This window comes from Bacteroides neonati, from assembly GCF_000499785.1.
Taxonomy (GTDB): Bacteria; Bacteroidota; Bacteroidia; order Bacteroidales; family Bacteroidaceae; genus Bacteroides; species Bacteroides neonati.
On the sequence record NZ_HG726019.1, the window covers coordinates 528,258 to 542,012 of the forward strand.

Genomic DNA, 13,755 nt, shown 5'->3' on the forward strand with positions numbered 1-13,755 from the left:
AAAAACAAAAAAACTTCTCAAAAGTTTTGGTGTTTTAAAAATAAAGTCTTACCTTTGCATCCGCTTTTAAAACGAAGCATACTTAAAGAAGCGTTCTTTGAAAGATTTACATAAACAATACAAGTAGTACAAGAGCGAGAGACTTGTCTTTTTAGATAGGAATCTCGGGTAAAATTTTAAAACCGTCAATGATTTGATTCATTACAAATGAAACAGGGATTTGAATAAACGTCAATAAATTTACAACATCCTAACAGAGCAAGAATTCGATTACTGAGTGTAAATTTGGTAATCAATCAAAATACTTTTACAATGAAGAGTTTCTGTACAATCAAGGGGAGATTGAAGTAGACGCGGCAAAGGCTGTGATACTAAACAAGTACATCCGAAAGGATTTTAAGGCATTTATCACAGAAGCGGTTTGCCCCATGCTAGACAATATTATTAACTCTAAAAAATAACATCATGTTAGTAGAAACATCAAGAACCACAGAGGTAAGAGGAGAAGTAATCACAGATGGCTATCGCTACGAGGTAACTTATTCATTGAATGGCAAGGAGCTTACACGGATTCACTGTAATGTGAATAAGAAGGTATCGGAAGAGGTCGAGACACCGGAAGGAAAGCAGACCGTTGAAAGTCAACTGTATGTCGGTATCATGTTCAAAGAATCGGGTAACAAGCAGATCAGCCTGCAAGAGGGTGAAGAGATTGCACCGCACGTCGTGGTGTTTGAGCAGATTCTTTCAGAGGTAGCAGCGTTGTTGGCTCCTGCTCCAGTTAAAGCAACCAAGTAAAAGAAAAACCGCCCGACCTTCAACAGGCTGGGCGGGTTGACAAAAAACTATTTAATAACCTTACAGTTATGCACATCTGCAAAAGTAACCATATTTTTTATAAAAGCAAAAAATGTTGTAATCGTGATGTAAGGTTGTAAAAGAAAAACCGCCAGATCTATCACAGGCTGGGCGGATCTTCGTTTTGAATATTAAAACACAAAACACACATTTCGTTTTGTGTTAACAATGTTAAAAACAATACAAAACGATTTGCAGGTAGCTTACAAGTCGTTTTGACGTTTATACACGCCCCGCTGCCCGTGAATACCCATCTGAGCTATTTCGTAGTCAGGATGTTGCGCTTTCAAGATAGGTGCCCTGCTCAAAGCATGTGTATAATCGGCAAAATTAGCCTCATCGTAATAGGCTTCCATATTTTCGACGGTAAAGCCTTTGTCCCACGGAAGTGTAAGATATTTCTCATCGCCTTTAAAGTAATACTCTACATGACATTGAGCACAAACCAACGAACGCATTTCCTGCGGAGTAGCCTGATCGATGTTTTTACCCTGCCGGGCAAAGGCTTCGCGCAAGGCCGGACGACTAATGTGCAATTGCATGGTTTCGGGTTCGTGGCAATCAGCGCAACCAATCGGATTCACTATTTCACTACCTAAAGCTCCCCATTTATTATGGTAAAATGAGTCTACGCCTATGGCCTCCATCATACGGGGAACATCGGGACTCTTACACGTCCAGCAGGTGGCCGGTTGAGGCCCGCTATGATCATCCATTGGAGCACCTGTACGCAAAGTTCTCGTTATATCTTCTACTGCATGCATATGTCCTCGTGGTGTGCTATAGTCTTTTGAGAATGCGTACCCTGCCCAAAGTATAACCATATCAGGCCGTTGTGCGAGTACATCGACTGCATCACTACTATTAAACTCACTGACAAAATCGGTCTCGGCCGTCTGCTTCCACGTGGCGTATTGACGTGGATAATTCTCACCGAAAATCTCATTACGCGGTTCGATATTCTTTATATCGACCCTTTTATTGTTAAATACACTAATAACTTCGGCTCGCCGCTCCATCAATGACGAAACCATCAACCCTAAAACAAATACGATAACCATCGTTGTAGCAAACAATAGCCACCCTTGCCATGACTTTACTCTTTTTTTCATAATAGTGTTCTTTTATTTTATTCTTTATTGATCATGTTGCGTAGCCATTCCGGTGTAGGAGTATCCGGATATGGAACAAGTGCATTCGGGGTCGTAGAGAGGCTGTTCTGTCCGTGTGCTACCTCTCGATGACAATCCCAACAAGCTTTTCCTTCGCCTACTTGCGACATCATGAAGTCGATCCGCCCCGCACTAACAAACTCAGTGTTCAACTGCGTATGACAACGAATGCAATTATTCATAATAACCTGCGCACTCTGATCATTGGCTTTGAGAACCTGCGCTTCGCCCCGTGTTAAAAAGACGGCTACATGGCGCATGCCGTCCCTCCCTTTGAAAGCCCATTTTCTGATCGGATTTTCATGAGGCACGTGACAATCATTGCACGTAGCATCTCGGGCATGAGAGCTATGAAACCACGTAGCATAATAAGGAGCCATGATATGACAGTTAACGCAGGCGGCCGGATCGTCCGTTAAATAGGTATGCGCACGGAGCATATAAAGGAAGAGCACACCACCTCCAGCCAGAATTCCTAACAGAATAAACACAATTGCTTTCTTGACTTTCATAGATACGAATGACTGATTTATGCAAAAATGCGTTTATTTTATGGAACAAAGTGTAATATGGATTACAGTTCGCGTGTTTTTTCATTTTTGCTTTCAAATAATGCTTATTCACAAATCAAGTCAAGCCACTATCAAAATATAAATCTATTTTTAAAATAGCAAGATAGCTCTGATTCAAAAAACGTAGAAAGGTGAGGGAGGGCTAGGGAGGTTATATAACTTTATTTCTCTGAATTATATTTTCTTTTTATTTTCTTTTTTTTAAAATACAAAGCTTAATATTCTCCCTCACCCTCCCTCACACTTGGGTGGAAAGTGCTTCACAGCATACTGTAGTATAGACAAGATAAATAGCACGTAGTAAGACACTTGCTTGCTGTTTAAATAAAAGTTGGCGGCGTTTTAATAAAACGCCGCCAACTTTTATATTTTTCCCACCGCCTTTTTCGAAAAGACGACGAGCTATTGCAACAAGTCTTGCACCCGTTCCATCTCTCCGTCGGTTTGTGCCGGTATAATGCCCAGCAGTTGTGCCAATAGCGGATAAATATCGACATTGACAAACCCCTTCGATTTATAGCCCTTTTTAAAGTCGGGACCACAGGCTCGAAACATAACCTGCATATCCGGGCTCTGCGGAAAGTAGCCATGGGCACCTTTCAGGCGTCGGGGCTCATCTGTAAACTGCCAACCTAGTTCGGGTGCTACTACGATGTCTCCAACAAACTCACTCGTGCCGTAATTCAGCTCGGCAGGAATCTCTTCCTTCTTCCACACCTTAATATGAGCTACCGACTTTAGGGTATTATAAACAGAGTCGCGAAAGGCGGGTTTGGTAAATATCGACGTGGGTGTACGTCCATCAATCATTTCGCACCATTCGGGCTTTAGGTATTGATTCATATTCACCACTCGTTCGGTGCTGATCTCGGTCATACCATGATCGGCCGTCACAATCAGGTTCACATCTTTGGCAAAGGGTAAAGAGGCAATGCCCTTGCGCAACATTCCCACAAGGCTGTCCATACGAAATACGATTCGCCCCGCTTCGGGGCTACGCGGCCCATGGTGATGCGTCACGCCATCGGGCTCCTCGAAATAAAGCATCACCAAGCGCGGACGCTCCTCTTCGGGCTTATTGAGTAGTGCCAAGGTGGCATCGACCCGCTGCTCGAACGTCAACCGAGGCTTCTCGGCATATACCCGGTAGTATGTGGGATAGGTGTTTTGAATAGCGATGTCCGACCCAACCCAGTAGATATTACCCGTCTTTACGCCTTGCTTCTGCGCAGTAACCCAGATGGGTTCGCCTCGATAATAGTACGGATTGTTGCGGGTAGAGGGGTTGCCCATCGAGAATTGTCGTTGATTCTTCGCATCCCAAAAAGAGTTATTAATGATTCCGTTATGATCGGGCACCAATCCCGTAGCCAAGGTATAGTGATTGGGATAGGTAGAGGCCGGATATGAAGGCAACATGGTCGCACTCACTCCTTCTTCTGCCATCTGGTCGAGGTAAGGGGTATGGTACATTTGCGGATAATCCCAACGGAATGCATCTAATGAAACGATGACCGTATAGTGAGTGTCCTTGTGTTGCGCAACCGCATTGGATAGCACAAAGAATAGGTAGATACAAAGGGAAAGGATTGATTTATACATAATAGATCGAATTAAATAATGGTGGCAAGGTATTGAAAAAAGATTAGACGGCAATAGGGATTGCCAAAAGAAATAATATATTTGTATCATAATATTTGGAATATGCATAAAATAATTATTCTATATTCTTTTTTTGTTGGAAGCATCATTTGGACATCATGCTCTCCCTATCAAACAAATGCAAAAGTACTGACACGGGCTGATTCGTTAATGGAAACCCAACCTGATAGTGCATTAAACCTATTGAAAAGAATAAAGCAATCAGAGAGCTTCAACAAATCTGACTATGCCTTATATGCTTTGCTATTTACACAAGCATTAGATAAAAACTATATTGAACACACCAGTGATTCTCTAATTAGTATCGCAGTAAACTACTATCAACATGGTACCGATAAAAATAAACAAGCAAAAGCTTTCTTCTATTTAGGCCGTGTATATCAAGACACCGGCAATTTTCTTGGAGCCATTGAAGCATACCTAAAATCAATTGACGCGACACCTAGTAGCGAAGATCTATTGACATTAATCTATGATAATCTAGCCACATGTTATAAAAGCCAAAGACTCTATAATAAAGCAAAGCAAATGTTTTGGAAATCACATCAACTAAATAATAAACGTCCCAAAGAGAAGCTATATGCGATCCGGGGGATTGCCAGTATATACGCGCTTCAAGATAGTACACAAATGGCATTAAATTATTATCTGAAAGCACTATCAATGCTACGCAACACAAATGACTCTACCTGGATGTCGGCTATACTTTGCGACATTGCTCGAACTTATGAAACCATAGGAATGCATAAAGAAGCCGAAGGGTATATAAACCAATCAATCGAATATACACCTAAAAATGAAAATGCTTCTGCTATCTATTTTTGGAAAGGAGAGATTCTATATGGGCTACTTGCTTATGACTCTGCAAGCTATTATCTAAAGAAAGCAACAGAAAGTTCAGACCTATACACACAAGCATCTATTTACCGAACACTCTATCAATTACACACAGAAAAAGGAAATTATCAGCAAGCTATCCAATATAATGACACCGCACTATTATTATCTGATTCTTTACAAAACCTTTTACACCACTCTCAATTAGAAGATATATTAAAAGAACATTCAATAGAAATATACAAACAAGAGCTTACAAATAAACACCAGAAAAGAATAGCTACACTTATCATAGGAACCTTAGCTGTACTATTACTCATTACATCACTGACCGTTTATTTCTGTGTGGTAAATAAGAAAACCAAACTTCAGTTAAAGTTGCAAATAATAAAACATCAAACAGAAAGTACATTATTCAAAAACAAATTGAGACACTTAATACGAGTACATCAAAATGACGAAGTTGAAAAAGAAAATATGCATAATAAGCATATTCAACTATGGGCACAAATGATTGATGTATCTGCTAAGCTTTTTGAAACAACAATATCTCATCAAAAACTGTCAGCTTTGGAAACGATTAAATTTAAACAAGAGAAGAAACTGACTATTGAAGAGATTAACCTAATTATACTAGACTTGAACAAAGCATTCAATACACCTTCTAGCATACTATCCGATATGTGCCCACGATTAACATCTGACGATTTACTTTATTGTATGCTTAGTTATCTAAAAACACCTACCAACACAATATGCCTTTGCATGCGAATTGGAAGCACACAAGCACTCACTCAAAGAAAACACCGAATAAAGAAGCAACTGGATTCAGCTGTTTTTAGTTACATCTTCGAGGCCAAGGCTACTTAAGCACAAGAAAAGGTTATGTTACAAGAAAGGTGTATCTTGTTATAAATAAAACATATATATCTGATTATCAAACATATTAAAATCCATCTTTGTTATATTGTGTTATTGCTTCAAGCTTTTGCAAATCCTATCTTTGCTAAAACTAATTATTAAAAAAACACGATTATGGCAAAGAAATTATTGATGTTATTTAGTTGTATGCTTGTGGCAATGTATACGTTTGCAATGCCTTTTTACACCAGAAAAGAGATTAAATTACATGTAGAAAAGAAAATCGAGCACCGTTCTGCAACCCTATCTTATCCATTACAGACATTTGTCAATGGCTCACAATTAGAAATTAAAGTAAACTCTCCGATCAAAGATTTAACTGTATCAATCACTAACGCAATTAATGGCGAAGTTACCCATTACCAAATAGATAGCCATATCCAAACCGCCATGATTGATTTATACAACTCAGAGCCAAACGCTCAGTATATAATAGCATTCTACGCAGCAAATAGTCTCATATATACAGGAGAGTTCACCTTAAACTAAAGTGTATGAAACAAATTAGTATATTAAAAGTGGCAATTACAATTGCCGCTTTAGCTTATTCCTTTTGCGCTTGCAATGAGCATAAAAAAGCAATAATAATTGCTGAGATTGACGGGCAAGCAATATCGGAGAATGAACTAAACACACTCATAAAACAAGAGTTATTTGATGAGTTAACACGAATATATGAGATTAAGAAAAAAGCTCTTGAGCAATTGATAAATGTGAAACTGATTCAAGCAATAGCCAATGAAAAACAGATGTCATATCAGCAGTTCATAGATTATTATACAGAGAATAAAATGAAGAACTGTGGTATAGATTCGCTATTGAAACAATATAAGATGTCTACTATCTTGCAACTTCGAGATACAAATATGTATACGGTTCCCACTCACTCCCCAACAGCAGAATTTCCGCGATATTATCAATTGAAAGGAGCTATTATGAGCGAGCTCTTGGACTCCTTAAAAAGAGGAAAGGATATAAAACAATATTTATACCCCCCGAAAAGCCCTTCTATTGACTTAAGCAAGTTACATACTTACTATCGTGGAAATCAGAAGTCGGACGTTACATTTATCACTATTTCTGATTTTGACTGCGAATCATGTATTCATTCGCACCGTTTATATGATTCTATATACAATAAGTATAAAGATAGGGTGAAGTTTGGGTATATACATTATTCAGCAATGCCTACTTTAGGACAAATAGCTAGCGATGCAGCCGATAGTCAGGGGAAATTCTGGAGTTTTCATGATTCACTATATGTGCACAAAGGCTATATTGATTCATCGGCAATTTTTAATATAGCAAAAAGTATTGGGCTCAACATAGATCAATTCAAAAAAGATATTAAACGGCAAGATCGAAAGAGCAAAATAGAAAGCACAATCAACCAATTGGTACTTAATGGTGTATATGCAACGCCAACAATCATGATTAACGGGCGATTGATTGTGGACTCAAATTCTAAAAAAGAAATTTGTCATCTGATTGATGAGGAATTAGCTAAATAGTAACTCAATTATTTATTCACTTAAAAAAAAGACTTATGAAAAAAATTTTATTTCTTTGTTTGTGTGGCTTATTTTTCTCTTGTTCAGAAAATGATGAGCTACAAGAAACTATCAGCAGTGAAGATGCTGCCCTTCTTAATGAATTTAGAGATGTAGCCAATGGCTATGAATTAATGATTAAGGGATATACTCTTGACGAAGTGGAACAAGAAAAAGACGAAACACCACAAGAAAAAGAAAAAGCAACCTATGCTGAACCTTGGATGATTAAAGCAATACAGGATTACTCGAGTAAAACAGCTATGACGCCTATCAGTAAAACTAGAACTGATGCACAAGCTTATGGTGGCAGTGCCGATAGAGTGGGAATCTTTAAATACGGAAGTTGTGGAAACTATCGTGAGTTTGTCTATTTCATGGACTGCCAAGATGGTGGTGTTACTCGCTCATCTGGAAATGTGGGATCAACGACAGTTGATGGTAATGTTACTTTTCGATTCTGTTTAGTAGAACCAGGAAATTATGGGGGGGGAACTCTTCTTTTATATAATTATAAGTGGACCCCTTCAGATGGAAGTGTGGACATTGTTAGAAGATACCATGACAATGAGGATCGAAGAAATAGCAATGAGATAAAAGATGATGGTGGATTAACATCTACCGGGCCAAGTTCTTTTAGCCATAACACGGCCTTTGTTTGGAGATTTAGTGAAAGACCAGCAAGAAAAATGCCTTTTAGTTATGGTGTTTTAAGAAATAGTATTGCCCTAGCCCCAATCATGCCCATTTCGATAGTCATTGATGATGAAAATAGTAAAAATGGAAATGAAGCCATTATTTGGTCTCATATAGCACTTAATCCAGTTGCAGGGTCAACATCAACCAGAGTGATGAACAACGGAGAAACTTTTAGAGGCATAACAGCTACATCTGATGGAGATACCAGCTATGCATTGAGTATATATTATTAAAACTGCTAAGAACCACTCATGACCTCAAAACATAGCAAGAATGCATATAAAAGCGTCATAAATAAAATAATCACCCTCACCATTGATTGTGAGGGTGATTTCGTAGAAGTAGAAGCTTCGCGCTACAATTTACTTAAAGTAATCTTCTAGTATATCAAGTAACTGCATATCAAAGATCAATACAGAATAACCAGGTATAGATTTTGCCCCTGCTTCTCCATACGCCATTTGCCAAGGCAAATAAACAGTCCAACGCTCGCCAACTCTCATTTGCTGCAAAGTTTCAATCCAACCGGTTATAGGAATCGCTACAGGAGGGTTAGTCATACTAATAGGATTAACCCAAAAATTGTTTGGTTTATCAAATGGACTAGGATTCTCTTCGGTAAAATTTTGATCAAACTTCTCACCTGTATAATATGTTCCACGATAAAAAACAGAAACAACATCTGGAATAACAGGACGCGCACCCGATGTATTCTCAGTTGTTACTTTATAATAAATCCTCATGTTCACATCAGTGAAAGGGACAAAATATTTCAAACCGCCATGGTCGGGCTTGGTATCGTATACATTCTGCAACGAATCAAGAAAGGCCTGATTGCGTGGCTGCCAATTATCATACTTACCTGCCTCCTTTGTCTCTTCGCAAGAAGTAGTAAACAAAGCAACCAGCAATAGCAAAGGTAATAAATAGATTTTCTTATTCATGCGTTAATCGTTTATTGGAGTGTTTTCAACAGAGAGGTAATGCTCACTCTGTCGGCAATAATATTATTCAGTTCGGAGATAGCTACACGTTCTTGCTGCATGGTATCGCGGTTACGCAACGTTACGCAGTTGTCTTCGAGTGTCTGATGATCGACTGTTACACAGAACGGAGTACCGATGGCATCTTGACGGCGGTAACGCTTTCCGATACTGTCTTTCTCGTCGTACTGACAGTGGAAGTGGAACTTGAGGCTGTCGATAATTTCGCGTGCCTTCTCGGGCAATCCGTCTTTTTTCACCAACGGCATCACAGCCAACTTCACCGGAGCCAAGGCAGCAGGCAGCTTCAGTACCACACGGCTCTCGCCATTCTCTAACTGCTCTTCGCAATAAGAGGCACTCATGATGCTCAGGAACATACGGTCTACACCGATAGAGGTTTCGATCACGTAAGGCACGTATGATTCGTTCAGCTCGGGGTCGAAATATTTGATGCTCTTGCCCGAGAACTTCTCGTGCTGGGAAAGGTCGAAATTGGTACGCGAGTGAATACCCTCCACCTCTTTGAAACCAAAAGGCATAAGGAACTCAATATCGGTAGCGGCATTGGCATAGTGAGCCAATTTATCGTGATCGTGGAAGCGATAGTGATCGTCGCCAAAACCGAGGGCTTTGTGCCATTTCAAACGAGCTTCTTTCCACTTCGGGAACCATTCGAGTTCGGTGCCGGGCTTTACGAAAAACTGCATCTCCATCTGTTCGAACTCACGCATACGGAAGATAAACTGACGGGCTACGATCTCGTTGCGGAAAGCTTTACCGATTTGAGCAATACCGAAAGGAATCTTCATGCGACCGGTTTTCTGAACGTTGAGGTAGTTCACAAAAATTCCTTGAGCCGTTTCGGGGCGAAGGTATATCTTGGTAGCACCATCGGCAGCAGCACCCATATCGGTAGAAAACATCAGGTTGAACTGACGCACCTCTGTCCAGTTTTTAGTACCGGAGATAGGGCAAACGATCTCTTCGTCGATGATGATCTGGCGAAGTTCTTCGAAATCACTATCGTTCAATGCTTTGGCAAAGCGGGCGTGGAGTGCATCGCGCTTGGCTTGGTTATCAAGTACACGACCGTTGGTAGCGCGGAATTGAGCTTCGTCAAACGACTCGCCGAACTTTTTGGCAGCCTTGGTTACCTCTTTGTTCATCTTATCGTCGTACTTAGCCAACTGATCCTCGATCAACACATCGGCACGGTAGCGTTTTTTAGAGTCTTTGTTGTCAATCAACGGATCGCTGAAAGCATCAACGTGCCCGGAAGCTTTCCAAATAGTAGGGTGCATAAAAATGGCCGAGTCGATGCCGACAATGTTCTCGTGCAACAACACCATGCTGTCCCACCAGTATTTCTTAATGTTGTTCTTTAGTTCAACACCCATTTGACCGTAGTCATAGACTGCTCCGAGTCCGTCGTAAATATCACTTGAAGGGAATACAAAACCATATTCTTTGCAGTGCGATACTAATTTCTTAAAAACATCTTCTTGTGCCATTTTATATACTATGTTTTACTTTTTAAATTATCCGAATTCAATAAAAACGCCACAAAGATAAAGATTTATATCCAATTCCGGGTAAACGGGCTACTTAATTTATCTTATTAATAGGCTTATCATAAAAAGATTAAATAGTTGATGTATCTTTGCACGCAATGCGCAAAAGACCGTCAATAAAATGAGATATTCGAAAATAAATAACTAAATAGTGCATAATTAGCTTTTTAATTTTGCTGATAGTCTCTATTATTTTTGTATTTTTGCCTGCACATCATCTTCACAATGATGCGAAAATGATAATTTGTTGTTAAAGAAAGAGGAACAATTGACACTATGAGTGACGAGATCAACGAGCTAACCGAAGGACATTCTGACTATAAACCAGCAGACTCACACGATGAAAATGTAAAACATCAGCTTACAGGTATGTACCAGACGTGGTTTCTGGACTATGCCTCGTATGTGATTCTGGAACGTGCTGTGCCTCATCTCAATGATGGGCTCAAGCCTGTACAACGGCGTATTCTGCATTCAATGAAGCGACTGGACGACGGACGCTATAACAAAGTGGCCAATATTGTAGGACACACCATGCAGTTTCACCCGCATGGCGATGCTTCGATTGGCGATGCTTTGGTGCAATTGGGACAAAAGGATTTGCTGGTCGACTGTCAGGGAAACTGGGGTAATATACTGACCGGAGACGGTGCAGCAGCCCCTCGTTATATCGAGGCGCGACTCTCGAAATTTGCCATCGATGTAGTGTTCAATCCGAAAACAACCGAATGGAAGCTTTCTTACGACGGGCGAAACAAAGAACCCATCACCCTCCCCGTAAAATTCCCCCTGCTACTGGCACAAGGGGTCGAGGGTATTGCCGTAGGACTCTCCTCTAAAATATTACCACATAACTACAACGAGCTTTGCGACGCTTGTATCAAGTATTTGAAAGGCGAGCCATTCAAACTCTATCCCGACTTTCAGACCGGTGGATCGATTGATGTCTCGAAATACAACGATGGCGAGCGTGGCGGTTCTGTGAAGGTACGGGCAAAAATAAATAAGATAGATAACAAAACACTATCTATCAATGAGATTCCCTACGGAAAAACAACCTCCTCGATTATTGAATCGATCTTGAAAGCGGTAGATAAAGGTAAAATAAAGATACGCAAGGTAGATGACAATACGGCAGCCAATGTAGAGATTCTGGTACATCTGGCTCCGGGAGTTTCATCGGACAAAACCATCGATGCGCTCTATGCCTTTACCGATTGTGAAGTAAGTATCTCTCCCAACTGTTGCGTGATCGACGATCAAAAGCCACATTTCCTTACAGTTAGCTACGTGCTGCGCAAGTCGGCCGATAATACCCTCGGTTTACTTCGACAAGAATTGGAGATACGCAAAGCGGAGTTGCAGGAAAACCTTCACTTTGCCTCGCTCGAAAAGATATTTATCGAGCAACGCATCTATAAAGACAAAGAGTTTGAGCAGGCCAAAGACATGGATGCTGCTTGCGAACATATTGACAGCAGACTGGAGCCGTTCTATCCCCTCTTCATCCGCGAAGTAACCAAAGAAGATATCTTACGACTGATGGAGATCAAGATGGGACGCATCCTGAAGTTCAACAGCGACAAGGCCGAAGAGCTCATTGCCCGCACCAAGGAAGATATTGCAGAGATCAACCACCACCTCGAAAACATCGTCACCTATACCATCAACTGGTATCAGATGTTGAAGGACAAATACGGAAAAAATTTCCCGCGCCGCACTGAGTTACGTAATTTCGATACCATCGAGGCAGCCAAAGTGGTAGAGGCGAACGAAAAGCTCTACATCAACCGTGAAGAGGGATTCGTAGGCACCTCGCTGAAGAAAGACGAGTTCGTGGCTTGTTGTTCGGATATAGACGATATGATTATCTTCTTCCGCGATGGCAAATACCTCATTACGCCGGTAGCCGACAAGAAGTTTGTCGGGAAAAACGTGCAGCACGTCGATATCTTCAAGAAAAACGATAAACGAACCATCTACAACGTTGCCTATCGCGACGGAAAAGAGGGTACGACATACATCAAACGCTTTGCCGTAACGTCAATCGTTCGCGACCGCGAATATGACCTCACACTGGGCACTCCCGACTCGCGTATTACCTATTTCAGTGCCAACCCCAACGGAGAGGCCGAAATAATCAAAGTAACACTAAAGCCCAACCCGCGCGTACGTCGCATTATTTTTGAACGCGACTTCAGCGAAATTGGCATTAAGAGCCGACAAGCACAAGGAGTCATCCTAACCCGACTACCGGTGCATAAGATTGCATTGAAACAAAAAGGGGGATCGACCTTGGGAGGACGCAAGGTTTGGTTCGACCGCGACGTGCTACGTCTTAATTATGATGGCAGAGGCGAGTTCCTTGGCGAGTTTCAGAGCGACGACAGCATCTTGGTTGTGTTGAACAATGGCGATTACTACACCAGCAATTTCGACATAAGCAATCACTACGAAGACAATGTAAGCATTATCGAGAAGTATGATCCCAATAAAATATGGACTGCCGCGCTGTATGATGCCGATCAGCAGAACTACCCTTACCTGAAGCGTTTCTGCTTTGAGGGAAGTGCACGAAAGCAGAACTATATGGGCGAAAACAAAAAGAATCAATTGATTCTGCTCACAGACGAATACTACCCACGGTTGGAAGTCGTTTTTGGTGAGCATGACAGTTTCCGCGACCCACTCCTGATTGATGCCGATGAGTTTATTGCCGTAAAGGGATTTAAGGCCAAAGGGAAACGCATCACCACATTTACTGTGGCAACGATCAATGAGTTAGAGCCGATCCGCTTCCCGGAACCACCGGCCGAAAAAGCGGAAGAGCCGGAAGAAGAGGCAGAAAACCTGGATCCGGATAGCGATAAAAGTGAAGGAGATATTATAGATGAAATTACCGGGCAGATGAAACTTTTTTGAATATA

The 13,755-nt window shown here is 41.0% G+C and carries 10 protein-coding genes and 1 pseudogene; 6 read left to right on the forward strand and 5 right to left on the reverse strand.

Annotation, left to right across the window (positions count from 1 at the left end; all coding sequences use genetic code 11):
- Nucleotides 1-465 precede the first annotated feature (465 nt).
- Nucleotides 466-798: a hypothetical protein gene (locus TY03_RS02150; RefSeq protein ID WP_042366922.1), complete on the forward strand. Its 333-nt coding sequence runs from the start codon at nt 466-468 to the stop codon at nt 796-798.
- A 287-nt stretch (nt 799-1,085) separates the two neighbouring features.
- Here the strand turns inward: TY03_RS02150 and TY03_RS02155 are convergent.
- The 3 genes and pseudogenes from TY03_RS02155 to TY03_RS02165 form a co-directional block, all read right to left on the reverse strand.
- Nucleotides 1,086-1,970, reverse strand: a pseudogene (locus tag TY03_RS02155) (ammonia-forming cytochrome c nitrite reductase subunit c552); the annotation flags it as partial.
- 17 nt (nt 1,971-1,987) lie between these two features.
- Nucleotides 1,988-2,542, reverse strand: coding sequence for a cytochrome c nitrite reductase small subunit (nrfH, locus tag TY03_RS02160; protein WP_042366924.1), 555 nt, complete (start codon nt 2,540-2,542; stop codon nt 1,988-1,990).
- A gap of 462 nt (nt 2,543-3,004) precedes the next feature.
- Nucleotides 3,005-4,204, reverse strand: a complete 1,200-nt coding sequence (locus TY03_RS02165; protein WP_042366926.1) for an alkaline phosphatase family protein — start codon at nt 4,202-4,204, stop codon at nt 3,005-3,007.
- Between the two features lie 102 nt (nt 4,205-4,306).
- On the opposite strand from TY03_RS02165, the gene TY03_RS02170 reads away from it, so the two are divergent.
- The 4 genes from TY03_RS02170 (at nt 4,307) to TY03_RS02185 (ending at nt 8,504) form a co-directional block, all read left to right on the forward strand.
- On the forward strand, nt 4,307-5,971 hold the full coding sequence (locus TY03_RS02170) for a tetratricopeptide repeat protein (RefSeq protein ID WP_042366928.1): 1,665 nt from the start codon (nt 4,307-4,309) through the stop codon (nt 5,969-5,971).
- 165 nt (nt 5,972-6,136) lie between these two features.
- Nucleotides 6,137-6,511, forward strand: coding sequence for a DUF3244 domain-containing protein (locus TY03_RS02175; RefSeq protein ID WP_042366931.1), 375 nt, complete (start codon nt 6,137-6,139; stop codon nt 6,509-6,511).
- A 5-nt stretch (nt 6,512-6,516) separates the two neighbouring features.
- A complete protein-coding gene (locus TY03_RS02180) occupies nt 6,517-7,533 on the forward strand; it encodes a DsbA family protein (RefSeq protein WP_042366933.1) in 1,017 nt (338 codons plus the stop codon).
- Between the two features lie 35 nt (nt 7,534-7,568).
- A complete protein-coding gene (locus tag TY03_RS02185) occupies nt 7,569-8,504 on the forward strand; it encodes a hypothetical protein (RefSeq protein WP_042366934.1) in 936 nt (311 codons plus the stop codon).
- Between the two features lie 129 nt (nt 8,505-8,633).
- On the opposite strand, the gene TY03_RS02190 is transcribed toward TY03_RS02185, so the two are convergent.
- Complete coding sequence (locus tag TY03_RS02190) at nt 8,634-9,215, reverse strand: FKBP-type peptidyl-prolyl cis-trans isomerase (RefSeq protein WP_042366936.1); 582 nt, start codon at nt 9,213-9,215, stop codon at nt 8,634-8,636.
- Between the two features lie 11 nt (nt 9,216-9,226).
- Nucleotides 9,227-10,768 (reverse strand): glycine--tRNA ligase, encoded by a 1,542-nt coding sequence (locus TY03_RS02195; protein ID WP_042366938.1) that lies wholly within the window; start codon nt 10,766-10,768, stop codon nt 9,227-9,229.
- Nucleotides 10,769-11,104: 336 nt separating this feature from the next.
- On the opposite strand from TY03_RS02195, the gene TY03_RS02200 reads away from it, so the two are divergent.
- Complete coding sequence (locus TY03_RS02200) at nt 11,105-13,750, forward strand: DNA gyrase/topoisomerase IV subunit A (RefSeq protein WP_042366940.1); 2,646 nt, start codon at nt 11,105-11,107, stop codon at nt 13,748-13,750.
- The last annotated feature ends 5 nt before the right edge of the window (nt 13,751-13,755 follow it).

Excerpts from the sequence above, each read along its gene's own strand:
- TY03_RS02150 (WP_042366922.1), top strand. The coding sequence starts at position 466 with ATGTTAGTAGAAACATCAAGAACCACAGAGGTAAGAGGAGAAGTAATC.
- nrfH (WP_042366924.1), bottom strand. The coding sequence starts at position 2,542 with ATGAAAGTCAAGAAAGCAATTGTGTTTATTCTGTTAGGAATTCTGGCT.
- TY03_RS02165 (WP_042366926.1), bottom strand. The coding sequence starts at position 4,204 with ATGTATAAATCAATCCTTTCCCTTTGTATCTACCTATTCTTTGTGCTA.
- TY03_RS02170 (WP_042366928.1), top strand. The coding sequence starts at position 4,307 with ATGCATAAAATAATTATTCTATATTCTTTTTTTGTTGGAAGCATCATT.
- TY03_RS02175 (WP_042366931.1), top strand. The coding sequence starts at position 6,137 with ATGGCAAAGAAATTATTGATGTTATTTAGTTGTATGCTTGTGGCAATG.
- TY03_RS02180 (WP_042366933.1), top strand. The coding sequence starts at position 6,517 with ATGAAACAAATTAGTATATTAAAAGTGGCAATTACAATTGCCGCTTTA.
- TY03_RS02185 (WP_042366934.1), top strand. The coding sequence starts at position 7,569 with ATGAAAAAAATTTTATTTCTTTGTTTGTGTGGCTTATTTTTCTCTTGT.
- TY03_RS02190 (WP_042366936.1), bottom strand. The coding sequence starts at position 9,215 with ATGAATAAGAAAATCTATTTATTACCTTTGCTATTGCTGGTTGCTTTG.
- TY03_RS02195 (WP_042366938.1), bottom strand. The coding sequence starts at position 10,768 with ATGGCACAAGAAGATGTTTTTAAGAAATTAGTATCGCACTGCAAAGAA.
- TY03_RS02200 (WP_042366940.1), top strand. The coding sequence starts at position 11,105 with ATGAGTGACGAGATCAACGAGCTAACCGAAGGACATTCTGACTATAAA.